This window comes from Luteimonas flava (assembly GCF_036584485.1).
Lineage (GTDB): Bacteria > Pseudomonadota > Gammaproteobacteria > Xanthomonadales > Xanthomonadaceae > Luteimonas > Luteimonas flava.
On sequence record NZ_JAZHBM010000003.1, the window covers coordinates 854,997 to 872,260 of the forward strand.

General features: G+C 68.4%; 18 protein-coding genes, 1 other RNA gene and 1 riboswitch. Of the genes, 16 read left to right on the forward strand and 3 right to left on the reverse strand.

The window, feature by feature from the left end:
* The first annotated feature begins 38 nt into the window (after positions 1-38).
* The 4 genes from glyA to ribD all read left to right on the forward strand — a co-directional run bounded on the left by glyA (position 39) and on the right by ribD (position 3,616).
* Entirely contained in the window at positions 39-1,307 is a 1,269-nt protein-coding gene (gene glyA, locus V3391_RS16320; RefSeq protein WP_332079485.1) for a serine hydroxymethyltransferase, read from the forward strand.
* Between the two features lie 4 nt (positions 1,308-1,311).
* Positions 1,312-1,896: a hypothetical protein gene (locus tag V3391_RS16325; RefSeq protein ID WP_332079486.1), complete on the forward strand. Its 585-nt coding sequence runs from the start codon at positions 1,312-1,314 to the stop codon at positions 1,894-1,896.
* Entirely contained in the window at positions 1,897-2,421 is a 525-nt protein-coding gene (gene nrdR, locus V3391_RS16330) for a transcriptional regulator NrdR (RefSeq protein WP_332079487.1), read from the forward strand.
* Between the two features lie 94 nt (positions 2,422-2,515).
* Entirely contained in the window at positions 2,516-3,616 is a 1,101-nt protein-coding gene (gene ribD / locus V3391_RS16335; protein ID WP_332079488.1) for a bifunctional diaminohydroxyphosphoribosylaminopyrimidine deaminase/5-amino-6-(5-phosphoribosylamino)uracil reductase RibD, read from the forward strand.
* Between the two features lie 107 nt (positions 3,617-3,723).
* Here ribD and V3391_RS16340 read toward each other — a convergent pair whose 3' ends face one another.
* On the reverse strand, positions 3,724-4,335 hold the full coding sequence (locus tag V3391_RS16340) for a hypothetical protein (RefSeq protein ID WP_332079489.1): 612 nt from the start codon (positions 4,333-4,335) through the stop codon (positions 3,724-3,726).
* 220 nt (positions 4,336-4,555) lie between these two features.
* Positions 4,556-4,704: riboswitch (FMN riboswitch) on the forward strand.
* Positions 4,705-4,802: 98 nt separating this feature from the next.
* Here V3391_RS16340 and V3391_RS16345 point away from each other — a divergent pair.
* The 5 genes from V3391_RS16345 to thiL are packed head-to-tail and all read left to right on the forward strand — an operon-like array spanning position 4,803 to position 8,470.
* On the forward strand, positions 4,803-5,420 hold the full coding sequence (locus V3391_RS16345) for a riboflavin synthase (RefSeq protein WP_332079490.1): 618 nt from the start codon (positions 4,803-4,805) through the stop codon (positions 5,418-5,420).
* Positions 5,417-6,517 (forward strand): 3,4-dihydroxy-2-butanone-4-phosphate synthase, encoded by a 1,101-nt coding sequence (gene ribB, locus V3391_RS16350; RefSeq protein WP_332079491.1) that lies wholly within the window; start codon positions 5,417-5,419, stop codon positions 6,515-6,517. The genes V3391_RS16345 and ribB overlap by 4 nt, the downstream gene beginning before the upstream one ends.
* Before the next feature lie 42 nt (positions 6,518-6,559).
* Positions 6,560-7,027: a 6,7-dimethyl-8-ribityllumazine synthase gene (gene ribH, locus V3391_RS16355; RefSeq protein WP_232134287.1), complete on the forward strand. Its 468-nt coding sequence runs from the start codon at positions 6,560-6,562 to the stop codon at positions 7,025-7,027.
* Positions 7,024-7,488 carry a transcription antitermination factor NusB gene (gene nusB / locus V3391_RS16360; protein WP_332079492.1) on the forward strand — a complete coding sequence of 155 codons (465 nt, stop codon included), beginning with the start codon at positions 7,024-7,026 and terminating at the stop codon, positions 7,486-7,488. Before ribH ends, nusB begins: the two co-directional genes overlap by 4 nt.
* A gap of 16 nt (positions 7,489-7,504) precedes the next feature.
* Complete coding sequence (gene thiL, locus V3391_RS16365; RefSeq protein WP_332079494.1) at positions 7,505-8,470, forward strand: thiamine-phosphate kinase; 966 nt, start codon at positions 7,505-7,507, stop codon at positions 8,468-8,470.
* Positions 8,471-9,290: 820 nt separating this feature from the next.
* Here the strand turns inward: thiL and V3391_RS16370 are convergent.
* Both V3391_RS16370 and V3391_RS16375 read right to left on the reverse strand, forming a co-directional pair.
* Positions 9,291-9,722, reverse strand: a complete 432-nt coding sequence (locus V3391_RS16370) for a YraN family protein (RefSeq protein WP_425497279.1) — start codon at positions 9,720-9,722, stop codon at positions 9,291-9,293.
* The gene (locus tag V3391_RS16375; RefSeq protein ID WP_332079496.1) at positions 9,668-10,909 is read right to left on the reverse strand and encodes a penicillin-binding protein activator; all 1,242 of its coding nucleotides are present in this window, start codon (positions 10,907-10,909) and stop codon (positions 9,668-9,670) included. The genes V3391_RS16370 and V3391_RS16375 overlap by 55 nt, the downstream gene beginning before the upstream one ends.
* Positions 10,910-10,965: 56 nt before the next feature.
* Here V3391_RS16375 and rsmI point away from each other — a divergent pair, with 56 nt between their 5' ends.
* The 7 genes from rsmI to V3391_RS16410 all read left to right on the forward strand — a co-directional run bounded on the left by rsmI (position 10,966) and on the right by V3391_RS16410 (position 17,258).
* Positions 10,966-11,814: a 16S rRNA (cytidine(1402)-2'-O)-methyltransferase gene (gene rsmI, locus V3391_RS16380; RefSeq protein ID WP_332079497.1), complete on the forward strand. Its 849-nt coding sequence runs from the start codon at positions 10,966-10,968 to the stop codon at positions 11,812-11,814.
* Positions 11,815-11,851: 37 nt separating this feature from the next.
* Positions 11,852-12,718, forward strand: a complete 867-nt coding sequence (locus V3391_RS16385) for an alpha/beta hydrolase (protein ID WP_332079498.1) — start codon at positions 11,852-11,854, stop codon at positions 12,716-12,718.
* 50 nt (positions 12,719-12,768) lie between these two features.
* Positions 12,769-13,132, forward strand: an RNA gene (gene rnpB / locus V3391_RS16390) — RNase P RNA component class A.
* A gap of 568 nt (positions 13,133-13,700) precedes the next feature.
* On the forward strand, positions 13,701-14,150 hold the full coding sequence (locus tag V3391_RS16395; RefSeq protein ID WP_332079499.1) for a division/cell wall cluster transcriptional repressor MraZ: 450 nt from the start codon (positions 13,701-13,703) through the stop codon (positions 14,148-14,150).
* Positions 14,151-14,170: 20 nt separating this feature from the next.
* The gene (gene rsmH / locus V3391_RS16400) at positions 14,171-15,112 is read left to right on the forward strand and encodes a 16S rRNA (cytosine(1402)-N(4))-methyltransferase RsmH (protein WP_332079500.1); all 942 of its coding nucleotides are present in this window, start codon (positions 14,171-14,173) and stop codon (positions 15,110-15,112) included.
* A complete protein-coding gene (ftsL, locus tag V3391_RS16405; protein WP_425497280.1) occupies positions 15,109-15,378 on the forward strand; it encodes a cell division protein FtsL in 270 nt (89 codons plus the stop codon). The genes rsmH and ftsL overlap by 4 nt, the downstream gene beginning before the upstream one ends.
* Positions 15,375-17,258, forward strand: coding sequence for a peptidoglycan D,D-transpeptidase FtsI family protein (locus V3391_RS16410; RefSeq protein ID WP_332079501.1), 1,884 nt, complete (start codon positions 15,375-15,377; stop codon positions 17,256-17,258). Before ftsL ends, V3391_RS16410 begins: the two co-directional genes overlap by 4 nt.
* Positions 17,259-17,264: the final 6 nt, after the last annotated feature.

Consider the following 17,264-nt stretch of genomic DNA (forward strand, 5'->3'; position numbering starts at 1 on the left):
AATGGCCGGCCTCGCCGTTCACTGTTCCGGAGCCCTCGATGTTCCAGCGCGCCGCCCGTCTCGAAAGCTTTGACCCCGAACTCGCCCAGGCCATCGCGAACGAGGTCCGCCGCCAGGAAGACCACGTCGAGCTGATCGCCTCGGAGAACTACTGCAGCGCGCTGGTCATGGAGGCGCAGGGCAGCCAGCTGACCAACAAGTACGCCGAAGGCTATCCGGGCAAGCGCTATTACGGCGGCTGCGAGTACGTCGACATCGCCGAGCAGCTCGCGATCGACCGTCTCAAGCAGCTGTTCGATGCCGATTACGCGAACGTGCAGCCGCACTCGGGCTCGCAGGCCAACCAGGCCGTCTACTTCGCGCTGCTGCAGCCGGGCGACACGATCCTGGGCATGTCGCTGGCGCACGGCGGTCATCTGACCCACGGCGCCAAGGTCAATGCATCGGGCAAGCTTTTCAACGCGGTGCAGTACGGCGTCGACGACGCCGGCCTGATCGATTACGACGAGGTCGAGCGCCTTGCGGTCGAACACAAGCCGAAGATGGTCGTCGCCGGCTTCTCCGCGTATTCGCAGATCGTCGACTGGGCGCGCTTCCGCGCCATCGCCGACAAGGTGGGCGCATACCTGTTCGTCGACATGGCGCACGTCGCCGGCCTCGTCGCGGCGGGCGTGTACCCGACGCCGGTGCCGCACGCGCACGTGGTCACCTCGACCACGCACAAGACCCTGCGCGGTCCGCGCGGCGGCATCATCGTGTCCAGCCAGCAGGGAGCCGGCGAGCAGTTCGACGAGATCGCCAAGAAGCTGCAGTCGATCGTGTTCCCCGGCATCCAGGGCGGCCCGCTGATGCACGTGATCGCCGGCAAGGCGGTCGCGTTCAAGGAAGCGCTGGAGCCCGCGTTCAAGACCTACCAGCAGCAGGTTGTCAAGAATGCGCAGGCGATGGCCAAGGTCATCATCGAGCGCGGCTACAAGATCGTCTCGGGCGGCACCGAGAACCATCTGATGCTGGTCGACATGATCGGCAAGGACGTCAGCGGCAAGGACGCGGAAGAAGCCCTCGGCCGCGCCCACATCACCGTCAACAAGAACTCGGTGCCCAACGATCCGCGCAAGCCCTTCGTGACCTCGGGCCTGCGCCTGGGCACGCCGGCGGTGACCACGCGTGGTTACGTCGAGCAGGACTGCACCGATCTCGCCCACTGGATCTGCGACGTGCTCGATGCACCGAAGGACGAGGCCGTCATCGCCACCGTGCGCGACAAGGTCGCCGCGCAGTGCGCGAAGTATCCGGTGTACGTTTAGTCGAATGAGTTGGTCTGGCGACAAGACGGGCGATGTCTACAGGCTCCTTTCCATTGTGGTCGGGGCCTTCGCGCCCCTGAGCATCCTCACAGCGCTGTTCGGCTTCCTGGCGTTCGGTGCCAGCTTTGTCTTGGCCCTGAACGATTTCGGTGATTTCGATACATGGTTCTTCGCCGCGCTGGTGACAGTCTGGCCGCTTGCCGGCTTGGTCGGCATCGCCAGCTGGGCATATCTCTCGCTTCGATTCTGGCGGGGGAATTCCAGTTATCTGCGGCGTGCGCATGGGCTGTGGTGGGTGGGGCTCGCACTAGGTGTGCTCGCGGTGGCGCCTCTTGCGGTCATGAGTTGGGCGGGGCTCGTCCAGCAGTTGCGAATCGGCCCTCCGACCCTCATTTTTTTGCCATCCCTCGCGGCGCGGATCGCCACGCTGGATGGCCTTTTGCTCGCATCAGCGTTCCTGGTACACCTTCGCCTGCGAGCGATGGCACCGGCGTTGGATAGCGATGCACCCCAGCCTGACGGTGCAGGTGGTCCGGGGTATGCAGACGCCACCCTTCAAGAGCTGATGCAACGAGAAGCGGTCCGATAGATGCATTGCCCTTTCTGCCAGCACACCGACACCCGCGTGATCGATTCGCGCGTGTCCGAGGACGGCGCGACGATCCGTCGCCGCCGCGAGTGCGAAGCGTGCGGGGAACGTTTCAGCACGCTGGAGACGATCGAGCTCAAGCTGCCGACGATCATCAAGGGCGACGGGCGGCGTGAGCCGTTCGATGCGCGCAAGCTGCGCCTGAGCATGGACCGCGCGCTGCACAAGCGCCCGGTGTCGGAAGAGCAGATCGAAGCGACGGTGCGTGCGGTCGTGCATCACCTGCGCATGACCGCCGAACGCGAGGTGTCCTCGCGCCGGGTCGGCGAGTTCGTCATCGCTGAACTGCGCAAGCTCGACCACGTCGGCTTCGTGCGGTTCGCGTCGGTGTACCGCTCGTTCGAGGACGTCGCCGATTTCCGCGAGGAGCTCGACCGGCTCGAACGTGATCTGCCGGGCGATGGCCAGCTGCCGTTGCTCGAAGGCGAGACGGCGCCGGCCGGCAAGGGCCCGCGCAGGCGCTGAGTAGCGGCATCGGGCGCGAGGTGATCTTGCTGCACGCGGACGCTGTCCAGGCGTCCTTCCCGATCGTGATCGAACACGTTGTCTGGAGAATTCCATGTCCGACTTCACCGCCGACGACCACCGTTTCATGGCGCAGGCGCTGCGCCTCGCCGAGCGCGGCGCCTGGACCACGCGTCCCAATCCGATGGTCGGTTGTGTGCTCGTTGCCGGCGGCGAAGTCGTCGGCGAAGGTTTCCACGTGCAGAAAGGCGGCCCGCACGCGGAAGTGGTCGCGCTGCAGGCGGCCGGCGACCGTGCGCGCGGCGCGACGGCGTACGTGACCCTGGAGCCCTGCGCGCATACCGGCAGCACCGGGCCGTGTGCCGACGCGCTGATCGCGGCCGGGGTGTCGCGGGTGGTCGCCGCGATGCGGGATCCGTTCCCGCAGGTCGACGGCGCCGGCTTCGATCGGCTGCGCGCGGCGGGTATCGAGGTCGAATCCGGCCTGATGGAAACGCAGGCGCGTGCGCTCAATCGCGGCTTCCTGTCGCGCATCGAGCGCGGTCGGCCGTGGCTGCGGATCAAGCTCGCCTGCAGCATCGACGGACGCACGGCGATGGCGAACGGCGATTCGAAATGGATCAGCGGCGAAGCCTCGCGCGCGGACGTGATGCGCTGGCGCGCGCGCGCAGGCGCGCTGATGACCGGCAGCGGCACGGTGCTGGCCGACGATCCGCAGTTGACCGTGCGTCTCGAAGAAAGCGCGCCGGTCGCGACACCGCTGCGCGTGGTGCTCGACGCGGGTCTGGCGACGATCGCGCGCGGTAACGTCCGCGATGGCGCGGCGCCCACGCTTTACGTGCATGCGCACGACACCAAGGTCCCGCATGGCTTCGATGCACCGCGTGTCTCGATGCCACGCGGCGCCGACGGCCAGCTCGACCTGCACGCGGTGCTGGCGGCGCTCGGCGAGGGCGGCATCAACGAGGTCCAGGTCGAAGCAGGCGCGACGCTCTCGGGCGCGTTCCTGCGCGCGGGCCTCGTCGACGAACTGCTGCTCTACGTCGCCCCGGTGCTGCTGGGTGAGCGGGGCCGTCCGCTGTTCGACGGCCTGGGCATCGACACGATGGCGCAGCGTCTGCATCTGCAGACGATCGAGACGCGCCGGATCGGCGATGACCTGCGTCTGTTGCTGCGGTCTAGGTCCGCTTTGTAATGCGGTGAATGTCCGCTTGCCGGGTGAGCTGACGCGTCCGTTTCTGGCTTAGCTATCGACCAGGACGGGCCCCGAAGGGCCCGTTCCGTGACAACAGCGGGATTGGATCAGAAGCTCGCGCGCACACCCACCTGGAACTGGGTCGTATCGCTGTACTTCTCGACTTCGCCGACCAGACCCCACATGCGGGTCAGGTTGATCTGGCCACCGAGCACACCGAAGAAGTTGTCGTCCAGATCCTCGCCATCCGCATAGCCTGCCTTGATCCACGCTTCGGTCTTCGGCGACGGCTTGCCGCGCAGGCCGGCGGTACCGCGCCACAGGTTGACGTGGTCGCGGATGGTCTCGCGAGACGTTCCGATACGCAGATCGGATTCCACGCCCAGGCGCACGTAGGCGATGTCGGCGGTGAAGTCGAGGCGATCGGCGACGTCCATGCGATAGCCGATGCCGATCTCCACCTCGTCGACGGTCAATTCCGCATCGATGGTGGAAGCGCGCCAGGTCTTGCTGACCTCCGAGTAGCCGCCGAACACATAGGCCGTCGGAGCGATCGCAAGCGAGCCGCGGACGTAACCGCCATCGCCCTTGTCGAGGAAATCGTCTTCGATCTGCAGCTGGGTCCAGCCGGCTTCAACGAAGGTGTAGCTGGGCATGTCGGCTGCACTGGCAGCGCACGGCAGTGCGGCCAGCAAGCTGGCGAGAAGGATGTTCCGCATTGAGAAATGTCTCCGGTGAATGAAATCCATGTCACCCGGCCATTGCGGCGGGGCAGAGGCGACGTACTTGTCGCGGCGCGGATTCTAACGTTTTCCTCACGATGCGCCAGATGGTGCAAAGTTGACCCATCTGTGCAATGAAGCGTCTCGGGCTCGCGGGCAGCCGTGCAACGGCGCGCTGCTAGAATGCGCAGGCCGGCCTTGCCGGCAACACACAATCGAATGTCTTCGGGGCGGGGTGGAAGTCCCCACCGGCGGTAGGCGCGGCGACGCGCGAGCCCGCGAGCGCTGCCGGCACATGCCGGCGGGTCAGCAGATCCGGTCGAACTCCGGAGCCGACGGTCAGAGTCCGGATGCGAGAAGACGACCTCATGCGTGGCCGATCGGCCGCGCACGCCGTCGCGTCCCGGACCGTTCCCTTTCGGCTTGACCGTGCGGGCGTGCCCCGTGCGGACGGAGGCAGCGACATGTTCACCGGACTGATCGAGGGCGTCGGACGCCTGGTTTCCACCGAGTCGCGTGGCGGCGACGCGCGGCTGCGCATCGCGGTCGGCACGCTGCCCTTCGACGGCGTGGCGATGGGCGAAAGCATCGCGGTCAATGGCGTCTGCCTGACCGTGGTCGCGTTCGACGACGCGCATTTCGAGGCCGATGCCTCGACCGAAACCCTCTCGCTGACCACGCTCGGCGTGCTGGCGCCGGGCCGCGCGGTGAATCTGGAGCGTGCGATGCGCCCGACCGATCGGCTCGGCGGCCATATGGTCAGCGGCCATGTCGACGGCGTCGGCAGCGTCGCGTCGGTGCACGACGATGCACGCGCGCAGCGCTGGCGCTTCGATGCGCCGGCCGCGCTGCTCAAGTACATCGCGCACAAGGGTTCGATCTGCGTCGACGGGGTCAGCCTGACGGTCAACGCCGTCGATGCGAGCGGCTTCGAGGTCGCGCTGGTGCCGCACACCGTTGCGCATACCGCGTTCGGCAGCACGCCCGTTGGCGAGGCGGTGAACCTGGAAGTGGATCTGGTCGCGCGCTACGTCGAGCGCCTGCTCAGCGCGGGCGTCGTCCCGGCGGGAGCTGCGGCATGAATTTCGCACCCGTTCCCGAACTGCTGGAAGAGATCCGCCAGGGCCGCATGGTCGTCATCGTCGACGACGAGGACCGCGAGAACGAAGGCGACCTGATCATGGCCGCCGAGCTGGTCAAGCCGTCGGACATCAACTTCATGGTCACCCACGGTCGCGGCCTGGTGTGCCTGCCGGTGACGCCGAGCCGCGCCGCGCAGCTGGGCCTGGCGCCGATGGTCCGCGCGAACACCGCGCAGTTCCAGACCAACTTCACCGTCAGCATCGAGGCCGCCGAAGGCGTCACCACCGGCATCTCGGCGCACGACCGCGCGCACACGATCCGCACCGCGGTGAAGGCGAACGCGAAGCCCGAGGATCTGCACCAGCCCGGCCACATCTTCCCGCTGGTCGCCCAGCCCGGCGGGGTGCTGACCCGCGCGGGGCACACCGAGGCCGGCGTCGATCTGGCGATGCTCGCGGGCCTGGAGCCGGCCGGTGTGCTGGTCGAGATCCTCAATCCCGACGGCAGCATGGCGCGCCGCCCGGAGCTGGAAGTCTTCGCCCGCGAACACGGCCTGAAGATGGGCTCGATCGCCGATCTCATCGCCCATCGTCTCGCCACCGAGCACACCGTCGAGCGCATCGACGAGCGCGAGATCGACACCGAGTTCGGCGCCTTCCATCTGGTGACGTATCGCGACCGCATCGCCCACGAGCTGCATTTCGCGCTGGTGCGCGGCACGCCGGATGCCGATACGCCGACGCTGGTCCGCGTGCAGGTGGAGAACCCGCTCGCCGATCTGTTGCACTGGCGTCGCGACGATTTCGGCGTCGCCGGCAGCGATGCGCTGCGCGCGATCGCCGACGCGGGGCAGGGCGTGATGGTGGTGCTGTCCGCGCCGCGCGACTCCGACGCCCTGCTGGCACGCCTGCGCAAGGAGGCCGTGGTCCGGCCGCCCGGCAAGGACAAGGACGTGGGCCAGTGGCGTCGCAACGGCGCCGGCGCGCAGATTCTTGCCGATCTGGGCCTCGGCCGGCTGCGCGTGCTGGGCACGCCGCGCAAGCAGGTAGGCCTCGCCGGCTACGGCCTCGAGGTCGTCGAATACGTCACGGCCTGACCCACGCTAAACTGAGCGGCCCTGCGCGAATCTCTCATGCCCATGAGCTACATCGAAGGCGACCTGCGCGCCCCGGCCGGCGCGCGTTACGCGATCGTCGCCAGCCGCTGGAATCCCAAGATCACCGACGCGCTGATCGCCGGTGCGCGCAAGGCGTTCGCCGATCACGGCGTCGCCGAGGATGCGGTCGACGTGATCCGCGTACCCGGTGCCTGGGAGATCCCGGTGGTCTGCGCGCGGCTCGCCGCCGCCGGCGCGCATGCCGCGCTGCTGGGCCTGGGCTGTGTGGTGCGCGGTGACACCCGCCATTACGAGCAGGTGGCCGACGGTTGCAGCGACGCGCTGATGCGCGTGGCGCTCGACAGCCGGGTGCCGGTCGCCAACGGCGTGCTCGCGGTCGAGGATTACGTCGACGCCGAGAAGCGTGCCGGCGGCAGCCACGGCAACAAGGGCGAAGAAGCGGCGCTGGTCGCCATCGAAATGAGCAACCTGTTGGACAAGATCGGATGAACCAGACCCGCAAACCCCATGGCGTCGACCCGGTGCTGCGCTCGCGCGCGCGTCGCCGCGCGCTGCAGGCCATCTACGCGATGCAGATGTCGGGCACCGAACCGCGCGAGATCGTCGCCCAGTTCGCGCACGAGCAGGCCAAGGAAGTGGCCGATCTTGCGTACTTCGAGGATCTGGTCCACGGCGTCGGCACGCGTCATCGCGAACTCGATGCGGCCCTGGCACCGTTCCTCGACCGCACGATCGAAGAAGTTGATCCGATCGAGCGCGCGATGTTGCGCATCGCCACCTACGAACTGCAGCACCGCGTCGACGTGCCGTACCGCGTCGTCATCGACGAAGCCCTGAAGACTGTCAAGCGTTTCGGCTCCGAACATGGCCACACCTACGTCAACGGCGTGCTCGACCGTGCCGCCGCCGAATGGCGTGCGCCGGAAGTCGGAGCGCTGCGCGGGCGTTGAGCCCGGCACGGCTGCAATGGCCGGCGAGTTCGACCTGATCGACCGTATCCGCGCGCGCGTCGTGGCGCGCGACGACGTGGTGCTGGGCATCGGCGACGATGCCGCACTGCTGCAGCCGCCCGCCGGCATGCAGCTCGTCGTCGCGATGGACACGCTCAACACCGGCATCCATTTCCCGCACGACACCGCGCCGGCCGATATCGGCTGGAAGGCGCTGGCGGTGAACCTGTCCGATCTCGCGGCGATGGGCGCCACGCCGGCGTGGTGCACGCTGTCGCTGTCCCTGCCCGAACCCGATGCCGCGTGGGTCGATGCGTTTCTGGATGGTTTCGATGCCCTCGCGCGGCAACACGCCGTGGCCCTGGTCGGCGGTGACACCACGCGTGGGCCGTTGTCGGTCTGCGTGACCGTGTTCGGCTTCGTTTCGCCCGGTCGCGCGCTGCGCCGCGATGCCACGAGCGTCGGCGACGAGATCTGGGTCAGCGGCACGCCGGGCGATGCCGCGGAGGCCTTGGCGCAGTGGTCGGCCGGTGGTGCGCGCGATCCTGCGCTGCGCGCGCTGCGCGCGCGGCTCGACCGGCCGACGCCACGTGTTGCGCTCGGCCTGCGATTGCCCGGGCTGGCGCATGCCACGATCGATATCTCCGATGGTCTGCTCGCCGACCTCGCCCACGTCTGCCGCGCCAGCGGCGTGCGCGCCGAGCTCGACATCGACGCGGTGCCGGTGTCGGATGCGCTGCGCGCCGCTGGGCTCGAACCGGATACGCGTCGCACGCTGCAGGCGAGTGGCGGCGACGATTACGAACTCTGCTTTACCGCGCCGGTCGGTGCGCGTGACGCGATCGTGGCCGCTGCGCTGGAAGCAGATGTTTCGGTGACCCGGATCGGGCGCATCGTCAAAGGGCAGGGGGTCGTCGCGACGACGGCAGATGGCGAGCTCTGGGCGCCGGTGCGCGCTGGATGGGATCACTTCTCGGGTTGAAGCGCACCCGCTGACGGAACGTGTGCACCGGGATGGCGTTGTCGGATGCCTGCTTGGTTCGGGAGCTGCAGTGCTTCTGCTTTGCCTTTGGCTCTGGCTGTTTGCTTTTGACTTGAGTCGAGCCGTAGAGCGAGCCGAGCACCGGAGCCTGGCGTGGCCGAAGAGCAGCCCATGCCTGAGCGCAGCGAGTTTGGGCTGCGTGCCGCGTCAGGCGAGGAGCGGAGGGCACCGACGCGGCTCCATCGCGTCGGCTCGCGTCCGGCGAAGGGACCTTTTGGTTCCTTTTGGGTCCATCCAAAAGGGACTCGCACGCACAGCGGGCGAAAGCCCTGCACTTGAGGTTCGCTTTTTAGCCTTAGCCTTAGCCTTGGCGTTGGATTTTGATGCGCCGCCAAACGAGGTGCTCACAAGCGAAGATCAAAGACAGGGCTTCCGCGCTGTCGCGCGGCTTACTTTTGTCTTGGCAAAAGTAAGCAAAACCGTCTTCGCCGGACGCGATCCGCCGCGATACAGCTGCGGCTGTCCCCTGCGCTTCTCGGGCGACGGGGCACGCAACCCAAACTCGCTGCGCTCAGACATGGACTGCTCTTCGACCCCGCCGCCCTGCGATGCTCGACTCGCTTTACGGCTCGACTCAAGTCAAAAGCTAAAAGCCAAAGCCAAAGCCAAAGCCAAAGCCGAAGCCAGAGCTGGAGCTGGAGCTGGAGCTGGAGCGAAAGCCGAAGAGATAACGAGGCCAGGGCCTAGCAGCCGTCAGCGCAAGTACACGACGGCATTAAAAATCGAACGCAGAGATGGAGTCGCGTCCCGCCAGAACGGATCAATCATCCGCGCGGAACGCATCCTCGATCCACCGCAGCGTCGGCGCATCGGCATCGCCACTCGCTTCCACCACATCGAACCGGCAGGGCAGATCACGCAGCCCACGCTCACGCATCAGGAACTGCTGCGCAGCCAGCACCAGTCGCCGGCGTTTGCCGGCATCGATCGAGGCCGCGCCACCGCCGAACGCCGCGGTGCGGCGATGGCGGACTTCGACGAAGACGACGACGCGCGTCGCGCCGCGTGCGTCGAGCATCACCAGATCGAGTTCGCCGCCGCGGAAACCGACGTTCGCGGCGAGGGGGCGCAGGCCGGCGGCCTGCAGGTGCGCGGCCGCTGCCTGCTCGACGGCAGCGCCATCGCGCCGCCGGTCGTTCAACCGCCGGCGTCCGCCTGCGGCACCACGTAGCCGTTGCGCCACGTGGCCCATGCGGGCTGGCGCATGACGTTGCCGTCGCCGGCGATGCGCAGCATGCCGGTCGCGCCGCCGATGGCGGCATCGGGCGTGCGGGCGAGGTGTTCGAGATAGCCGCTCAGCAGCCACGCGTCGAAGCCGAATGCGAACAGGCGCGCCGCGCCGCCCCGTGCGGTGGGCAGTTCGCGCGACACCTCGGTCAGCGGCGGCAGCGAACGCGCGCTGGCGCCGGTCGACCAGCTTTCGGTCGGGAACACGATGCCGTCGAGAATCTGGTCTTCTTCTGCCTTGCCGGTGCCTTGCGCCAGCAGCGAGCTGCCGACGCGCGGGCGCGTCGCGAGACCGGCGACCGACAGCTGCGGCGCGAGCACGCGCGCCTGGTTGCCGCGGATCGCGAGATACACCGCGTCGACACCGGCGCCGCCGGCCAACGCGTTCTGCAGCGCCGGCGTCTGGTCGACGGGGGTGTCACCGACGATCGCAAGCGTCGCCACGACGCTGCCGCCGTTCTGGGCCAGACGCGCGGTCAGCGCATCGACGCTGCGACGCGCGGCGTCTTCGCCGTTGCTCAGCACCAGCACGTTGCGCGCGTTGCGCTTGAGCAGGTACTGCGCCGCGGCGTCGCCTTCGTCTTCGGGCGCCAGCGAGAACGCAGCCGCGTTGTCCGGCGCCTGCACGGAGCCGCGGTTGAGCGCGATCACCGGCACCTGCGCGGGGCTGTGGAACAGCGCGTCGACTTCCTCGCGGCCGAGCGGACCGACGACCTGGTCGGCGCCTTCGGCGATCGCGCGGCTGTAGGCGTTCGCGGTGCCGGCCGCGGTGCCGGCGGTGTCGTAGAACGCGAGTTCGGGGCGCTCGCGGCGCTCGCCGTAGTAGCCGGCCAGCAGGCCATCACGGACCGGCGCAGCGGCGGTCGCGAGTGCGCCGCTCATCGGCAGCAGCACGGCGAGCTTGCGCGGCGGGCGGTAGCCATCGCGCTCGGCGGCCGGGCGGGTGTCGTCGAAGGTCCAGCGACCCGGCGCAGCCGGCGCTTCCGACGGCGCCGCGACCGGGCCGGCACTGCCGGTGGTCTGCACGGTCGCGCAGCTGGCGAGCGCCGCCACCAGCGCAGCGCCGGCGAGCAGGCGCAGAGCGCGGGGCGGCGCACCGACGGCGCGCGTCGTGCGCGTGCGGGCGTTCGAAGGCTGGGCCGTTGCTGCCATGTCGCGGTTCCGCTGCGGGATAATGGGTGCATTCTAGCGTTCCCGGTGTGCAGACGATGAGCGACCCTTCCCGCGCCCCCGGCGTCCTGCACGTCGTGGCGACGCCCATCGGCAATCTGGGCGACCTGTCGCCGCGCGCGCAGGCAGTGCTGCGCAGCGTCGATGCGATCTGCGCCGAGGACACCCGGCACACGCGCCAGCTGCTCGGCCACTTCGGCATCGAGCGCCCGCTGATCGCCCTGCACGAACACAACGAGGACGGCCTGGCCGCGCGTCTGGTCGAGCGTCTGCAGGCCGGCGAGTCGCTGGCGCTGGTCAGCGATGCCGGCACGCCGCTGGTCAGCGATCCCGGCTTCCGGCTGGTGCGCGCCGCCCGCGAGGCGGGGCTTCGCGTCTCGCCGGTGCCGGGACCGAGCGCGCTGATCGCCGCGCTGAGCGTCGCGGGTCTGCCGAGCGACCGCTTCGTGTTCGAAGGCTTCCTGCCGGCCAAGGCCGGTGCCCGCCGGGAACGCCTGCGGACGCTCGCGTCCGAGCCGCGCACGGTGCTGTTCTACGAATCCTCGCACCGCATCGAGGAGATGCTGGCCGATGCCGTGCAGACCTTCGGCGGCGCGCGTCCGGCGGTGGTGGCGCGCGAACTGACCAAGCTGTTCGAGACCGTGCTGGACGGTCCGCTGGAGGCCCTGGCCGCGCGCGTCGCCGGCGAGGCCGACCAGCGCAAGGGCGAGTTCGTGGTGCTGATCGAAGGCGCTGGCGACGATGTCGATGCGCGGCTGGCCGAAGGCCGGCGCGTATATGCACTGCTGTCCCGCGAGATAAAGCCCTCGCTGGCCGCGAAGCTCGCCGCCGACATCACCGGCGCGCCGCGCAAGTCGCTGTACGGGCAGGGAACTCCGGACACCTGATCGCGTCCAACGGTGTCCCAAGGAAGGAAGTCACCGCATGCAGTCCCGATCCGTCCGCGGCCTGGTGGTCGTCGCGCTGTGTGTCGTCATGGCCGGTTGCACCTATTCGCTGAAAGAGTCGCATCTGGTCCGGCCGATGCCGGCACCGCCGCCCGATCTCGCCGTGCTGGCCGCCACGCATGCCGGTTACACCGCCACCGAATCGCGGATCGACACGCCGGACGACGTGTCGATCTATCGCGTCGACCTCAAGCGCGCCGACGCCCGCGCGACGGTGCTGTATTTCGGCGGCAACGGTTTCCGCACCGGTCTGCACGCCCGACGCATCTTCGATGCCTACGCGGGATTGCCGGTGGATCTGGTGCTGGTCGATCATCGTGGCTATGGCGCCAGCACCGGCACGCCGACCATCGACGGGCTGCGCGCGGACGCATTGCAGGTCTACGACCAGGTGCGCGCCGAGACGACAGGCCGGCCGCTGATCGTGCACGGCCAGTCGCTGGGCAGCTTCTTCGCCGGTTACGTGGCCGACGCGCGACAGCTCGATGGTCTGGTGCTGGAGAGCTCGATGACCACCGCCGAGGACTGGACCCGGGCGATGCGCGCGCGGGCCGGCTTCTGGACGCGGCTTGCGGTGCGGCGCTTCGACATCGCGCCAGCCCTGCAGAAGACCGGCAACCTCGACGTCGCGCGTCGGCTCGACGAGCCGGTGCTGTATGTGGTCGGCGAACTCGACGTCACCACCGCGCCGAAGTTCTCGCAGGTGCTGTTCGATGCGACGCCGTTGCAGGCGGGCGTCAAGCAGCTGGTGATCGTGCCGGGTCGTGGTCACAACGACGCGACGCTGTCGCCGGAATTCGGCGTCGCGTTCACCACGTTGCTGGAACGGGCATCCACCGACTGAGCGCAGGGCGCCGGTCTGCGGTGTCACCGGCGTGCGACAATGCGCGCGGCGGAGTCGGCCAGACAGTCGCGTCATCCCGGGTGCTCGCATCCGGCGATGCCGAGGAAAGTCCGGGCTCCACAGGGCAAGGTGCCAGGTAACGCCTGGGCGGCGCGAGCCGACGGAAAGTGCAACAGAAAGATACCGCCCAAGACTGCTTTAAGCAGGACGGCAAGGGTGAAATGGTGCGGTAAGAGCGCACCGCGAGTCTGGCAACAGACCGGCACGGCAAACCCCACCTGGAGCAAGACCAAATAGGGACCTCATGACGTTGCCCGCGTCGGGTCCGGGTAGGTTGCTCGAGCGTACCGGTGACGGTGCGCCTAGAGGAATGACTGTCCACGACAGAACCCGGCTTATCGGCCGGCTCCGCCACCTTTCTGTCTGAAGCCTCCGAAGCATTGGAGGCGGTGTCGCGTGGTGTGTCCGCTCTCACTCGACGCGCTGTGCGCCTCGACCTCTCCCTGAGGGAAAGGTGTCTGCTCGGTCCGGCTCACTTGGTATCGAAGCCGGATCGATGAAGGTGTCGCCCGCGATCGAGGACACCGGGCGTCCGATCCCGCCTGGTTCGAGTTGCGATGCGACCTGAACCGGCTTGACCGGCCACTGGTCCGCGCAACGCCCCTCCGACCCCTGCCCGAAACACGTGAATGCTGCGATGCAGCAAGCCGATTGCGTGAAGCCCTTGTGAGGGTTCCGTTCATCGCCAAATTCACCCGAATCTCAAAATTTGAGACGAAACAGAAGCTTGTGGATAAAGCTTGAACAAGTCTCTGAAGAGTGCTGCAAGTCATTGACCAGACAGGTGAAAAGTTCTCGACAAAGCTGTTGACAACCCAAATGGCGGGTCCTAAGGTGGCGACTCGTGGGGAAACCGGGAATTTCGTGGTTTTCCGAACGCCAAAGCCCGCTTCAGACGGGCACCCAACGGGCAGGAACGGACGTGTTGCAGGGCGAGACCGCCATCACCATCGACGAGAAGGGCCGACTGGCGATTCCCACCGCCTATCGGGACTTCGTCGCGCGTGAATGCGACAACCGGCTGGTCCTGACGTACAACCCCTTCGATGCCGGCGGGCTGTACCTCTACCCGTTCAAGGCCTGGGAAACGCTCCGCGACCAGGTCAATGCGCTGCCGCGCACGCTGGCCCGCAACCGCATCCTGCAGCTCAAGCTGGTCGGCGCCGCCACGGTGCTCGAACCCGACGCCAGTGGCCGCATCGGCATTCCGTCCAGCCAGCGCAACACGGTCGGCATCGACCGCCGCGCGGTGCTGGTGGGCATGGGCGACAAGTTCGAGCTCTGGAGCGAGCAGGCGCACCAGGCGCAGATCCGCCAGACCCTGACCGACGAGGACATGGCCGGCGACGATCTCGAAGGATTGCCGTTGTGACCGCCGGTGGTACGGATGCGATGTCCGGCCACCTCCCGGTGTTGTACGCGCAGGTGCTCGACGGCCTGCACGTGCGCCCGGATGGCCGCTATCTCGATGGCACCTTCGGCCGCGGCGGTCATGCCGCCGGCGTGCTCGCGCAACTGGGCGCCGATGGCCGCCTGCTGGTGATGGACAAGGATCCCGAGGCGATCGCCGTCGCCCAGGCCCGTTTCGGTGAGGATCCGCGCGTGTCGATCTACCGCGGCAGCTTCATCGAGCTGACCGGCTGGCATGAGGCCACCGAAGCGCCCCTCGATGGCGTGCTGTTCGATCTGGGCGTGTCCTCGCCGCAGCTCGACGTTGCCGAGCGCGGTTTCAGCTTCGGCAAGGACGGTCCGCTCGACATGCGCATGGATCCGGACGCGGACGAGAGCGCGGCCGAGTGGATCGCGCGCGCCGACGAGGCCGCGATCGCCGATGTGCTGTGGACCTACGGCGAAGAGCGCATGAGCCGCCGCATCGCGCGTGCGATCGTCGCGCGTCGGGCCGAGACGCCGTTCCTGCGTACCGCCGATCTCGCCGCGGTGATCGGCGCCAACGTGCCGCGCAGCAAGTCCAAGCCGGGCCAGAAGGAGACGAATCCGGCGACGCGTTCGTTCCAGGCGATCCGCATCCACATCAATCGCGAACTGGCCGATCTCGAAACCGGTCTCGACGCCGCGCTCGCGGCGCTGCGTCCCGGCGGCCGTCTCGCGGTGATCAGCTTCCACTCGCTGGAAGACCGCATCGTCAAGCGCTTCATCGCCGGTCATGCGAAGGCGCCGGCCGGCAATCGCCGTCTGCCAGAAGCCGCGCCGTTCGTGCCGCGCCTGCGCATCGTCGCCGACGCGACCAAGGCCGATGAGACCGAACTGCGCGCCAACCCGCGCGCCCGCAGCGCGGTGCTGCGCGTGGCCGAGAAGCTGGAGGCGGCCGCATGAAGCTGCGCCATCTCGTCGTCGCGATCCTGCTCGCCGCCAACGTGATCACCGCGATCGGCGTGGTCCACGCCCGCCACGACTATCGCCAGCTCTACATCGCCCTGACCCGTCTGGAGCGCGCGCGCGACGAACTCAACATCGACTTCGGCCGTCTCCAGCTCGAACAGGCGACGTGGGCGATGAGCAACCGCGTCGACCAGGTCGCGCGTGAGCGTCTGGGCATGCGCTTCCCCGAGACGGCCGAAATCGTCGTGGTGCGCCCATGAACTTCCGCAAGTTCATCAAGGCCGGCGACGGCCACGCCAAGAAGCCGCGCAAGCGCGCGCAGTTCGATCTGCGCCTGCGCCTGATGCTGGTCGGCGGCGCGCTGGGCCTGGGCGCGGTGGCGCTGGTGGGCCGCGCGGTGGACCTGCAGCTGATCGACAACGCGTTCTACCAGCAGAAGGCCGATGCGCGCTTCCGCCGCGAAGTGCCGATCCCGGCCTCGCGCGGCATGATCACCGACCGCAACGGCGAGCCGCTGGCGATCTCCTCGCCGGTCGAATCGCTGTGGGCCAATCCGCAGGAACTGAGCAAGCATCCCGATCGTCTGCCTGAGCTGGCCCAAGCCACCGGTCTGCCGCTCGAGGAGCTGTCGCGTGCGGTGTCGCAGCGCGCCGACAAGGAATTCATGTATCTCCCGCGCCACCGCCGGATCAGCCCGGTAGCGGCCAAGCGCGTGCTCGATCTCGGCGTGCCGGGCGTGTTCTCGCAGCGCGAATACCGCCGTTTCTACCCGCAGGGCGAAGCGGTCTCGCACGTGCTGGGCTTCACCAACATCGACGACAACGGCCAGGAAGGCGTGGAGCTCGCGTTCGACGAGTGGCTGGCCGGCAAGCCGGGCGCGCAGAACGTGATCCGTGATCGCCACGGCCGCATCGTCGAACACGTGAGCCTGGTGCGCGCCGCCGAGCCGGGCAAGGACCTGGTGCTGAGCATCGACCGCCGCATCCAGTTCCTCGCGCATCGCGAGCTGCGCCGCGCGCTGGAGGAAACCGGCGCGAGCGCGGGCTCGATCGTCGTGCTCGAAGTGGCCACCGGCGAGGTGCTGGCGATGGCCAACCTGCCGACCTACAACAACAACCGCGTCACCGGCGAGAACCGCGATGCGCACCGCAACCGCGCGGTGACCGATCTGCTCGAGCCCGGCTCGACGATGAAGCCGATCACCGTGGCCGCGGCGCTGGAGAAGGGCGTCATCACCCCGGCCAGCACGTTCAACACCAGCCCCGGCTGGATTCCGAACGGTCGCTTCCGCACCAGCGATTTCCGCAACTACGGCGTGCTCGACACCACCGGCATCATCACCAAGAGCTCGAACGTCGGCTCGGCGATGATCGTGCACAAGCTCGAGAACCAGTACTTCTACGATTTCGTGCGCAGCTTCGGCTACGGCCAAAGCACCGGCAGCGGATTCCCGGGCGAAGCCGCGGGCCTGTTCCCGGATCCCTCGCGCTGGAGCGGCACGAGCAAGCAGGGCATGTCCTACGGCTACGGCCTGTCGGTCACACCGATGCAGATCGCGCACGCCTACGCCACGCTCGGCAACCACGGCCGCTCGATCGCGCCGACCTTCGTCAAGGGCCACGCCGGCGAATCGCGCCAGGTCGTCTCGGCCGCGGTCGCCGATGAAGTGGTGCGGATGATGCAGACCGTCACCGAACCCGGCGGCACCGGCACGCGCGCGGCGATCCTCGGCTATCACGTCGCCGGCAAGTCCGGCACGGCGCGCAAGGCCAGCGGCGGCGGATACGCGCGGCGTTACCTCGCATTCTTCGCCGGCCTGGTGCCGGTCGAGAATCCGCGCTTCGCGATGGCCGTGGTCATCGACGATCCGGATACGTCCAAGGGCGGTTCCACCTACGGCGGCGGCTACGTGTCCGCGCCGGTGTTCCAGCGGGTCATGGACGGCGCGCTGCGCCTGATGGACGTGCCGCCGGACGATATCGACACCTGGCTGGCCGCGCAGGCCACGGCCGACGCCAAGCGTGCGCGCGAGCAGGGCCGTGCCGTGCCCGCGCCGGCGACGCCTGCGGTCGCGCCGGTCGTTTCCGCCGTGCAGAGCACGCCGGTCGCCGCGACACACGTCGCCGGAGGCCAGCGATGAGCCGCG

Excerpts from the sequence above, each read along its gene's own strand:
- rsmI (WP_332079497.1), top strand. The coding sequence starts at position 10,966 with ATGAGCGACCCTTCCCGCGCCCCCGGCGTCCTGCACGTCGTGGCGACG.
- thiL (WP_332079494.1), top strand. The coding sequence starts at position 7,505 with ATGGCCGGCGAGTTCGACCTGATCGACCGTATCCGCGCGCGCGTCGTG.
- V3391_RS16325 (WP_332079486.1), top strand. The coding sequence starts at position 1,312 with ATGAGTTGGTCTGGCGACAAGACGGGCGATGTCTACAGGCTCCTTTCC.
- ribH (WP_232134287.1), top strand. The coding sequence starts at position 6,560 with ATGAGCTACATCGAAGGCGACCTGCGCGCCCCGGCCGGCGCGCGTTAC.
- ftsL (WP_425497280.1), top strand. The coding sequence starts at position 15,109 with ATGAAGCTGCGCCATCTCGTCGTCGCGATCCTGCTCGCCGCCAACGTG.
- V3391_RS16375 (WP_332079496.1), bottom strand. The coding sequence starts at position 10,909 with ATGGCAGCAACGGCCCAGCCTTCGAACGCCCGCACGCGCACGACGCGC.
- V3391_RS16340 (WP_332079489.1), bottom strand. The coding sequence starts at position 4,335 with ATGCGGAACATCCTTCTCGCCAGCTTGCTGGCCGCACTGCCGTGCGCT.
- nrdR (WP_332079487.1), top strand. The coding sequence starts at position 1,897 with ATGCATTGCCCTTTCTGCCAGCACACCGACACCCGCGTGATCGATTCG.
- V3391_RS16370 (WP_425497279.1), bottom strand. The coding sequence starts at position 9,722 with ATGGGCCACGTGGCGCAACGGCTACGTGGTGCCGCAGGCGGACGCCGG.
- nusB (WP_332079492.1), top strand. The coding sequence starts at position 7,024 with ATGAACCAGACCCGCAAACCCCATGGCGTCGACCCGGTGCTGCGCTCG.
- ribB (WP_332079491.1), top strand. The coding sequence starts at position 5,417 with ATGAATTTCGCACCCGTTCCCGAACTGCTGGAAGAGATCCGCCAGGGC.
- glyA (WP_332079485.1), top strand. The coding sequence starts at position 39 with ATGTTCCAGCGCGCCGCCCGTCTCGAAAGCTTTGACCCCGAACTCGCC.
- rsmH (WP_332079500.1), top strand. The coding sequence starts at position 14,171 with ATGTCCGGCCACCTCCCGGTGTTGTACGCGCAGGTGCTCGACGGCCTG.
- V3391_RS16410 (WP_332079501.1), top strand. The coding sequence starts at position 15,375 with ATGAACTTCCGCAAGTTCATCAAGGCCGGCGACGGCCACGCCAAGAAG.
- V3391_RS16345 (WP_332079490.1), top strand. The coding sequence starts at position 4,803 with ATGTTCACCGGACTGATCGAGGGCGTCGGACGCCTGGTTTCCACCGAG.
- V3391_RS16385 (WP_332079498.1), top strand. The coding sequence starts at position 11,852 with ATGCAGTCCCGATCCGTCCGCGGCCTGGTGGTCGTCGCGCTGTGTGTC.
- ribD (WP_332079488.1), top strand. The coding sequence starts at position 2,516 with ATGTCCGACTTCACCGCCGACGACCACCGTTTCATGGCGCAGGCGCTG.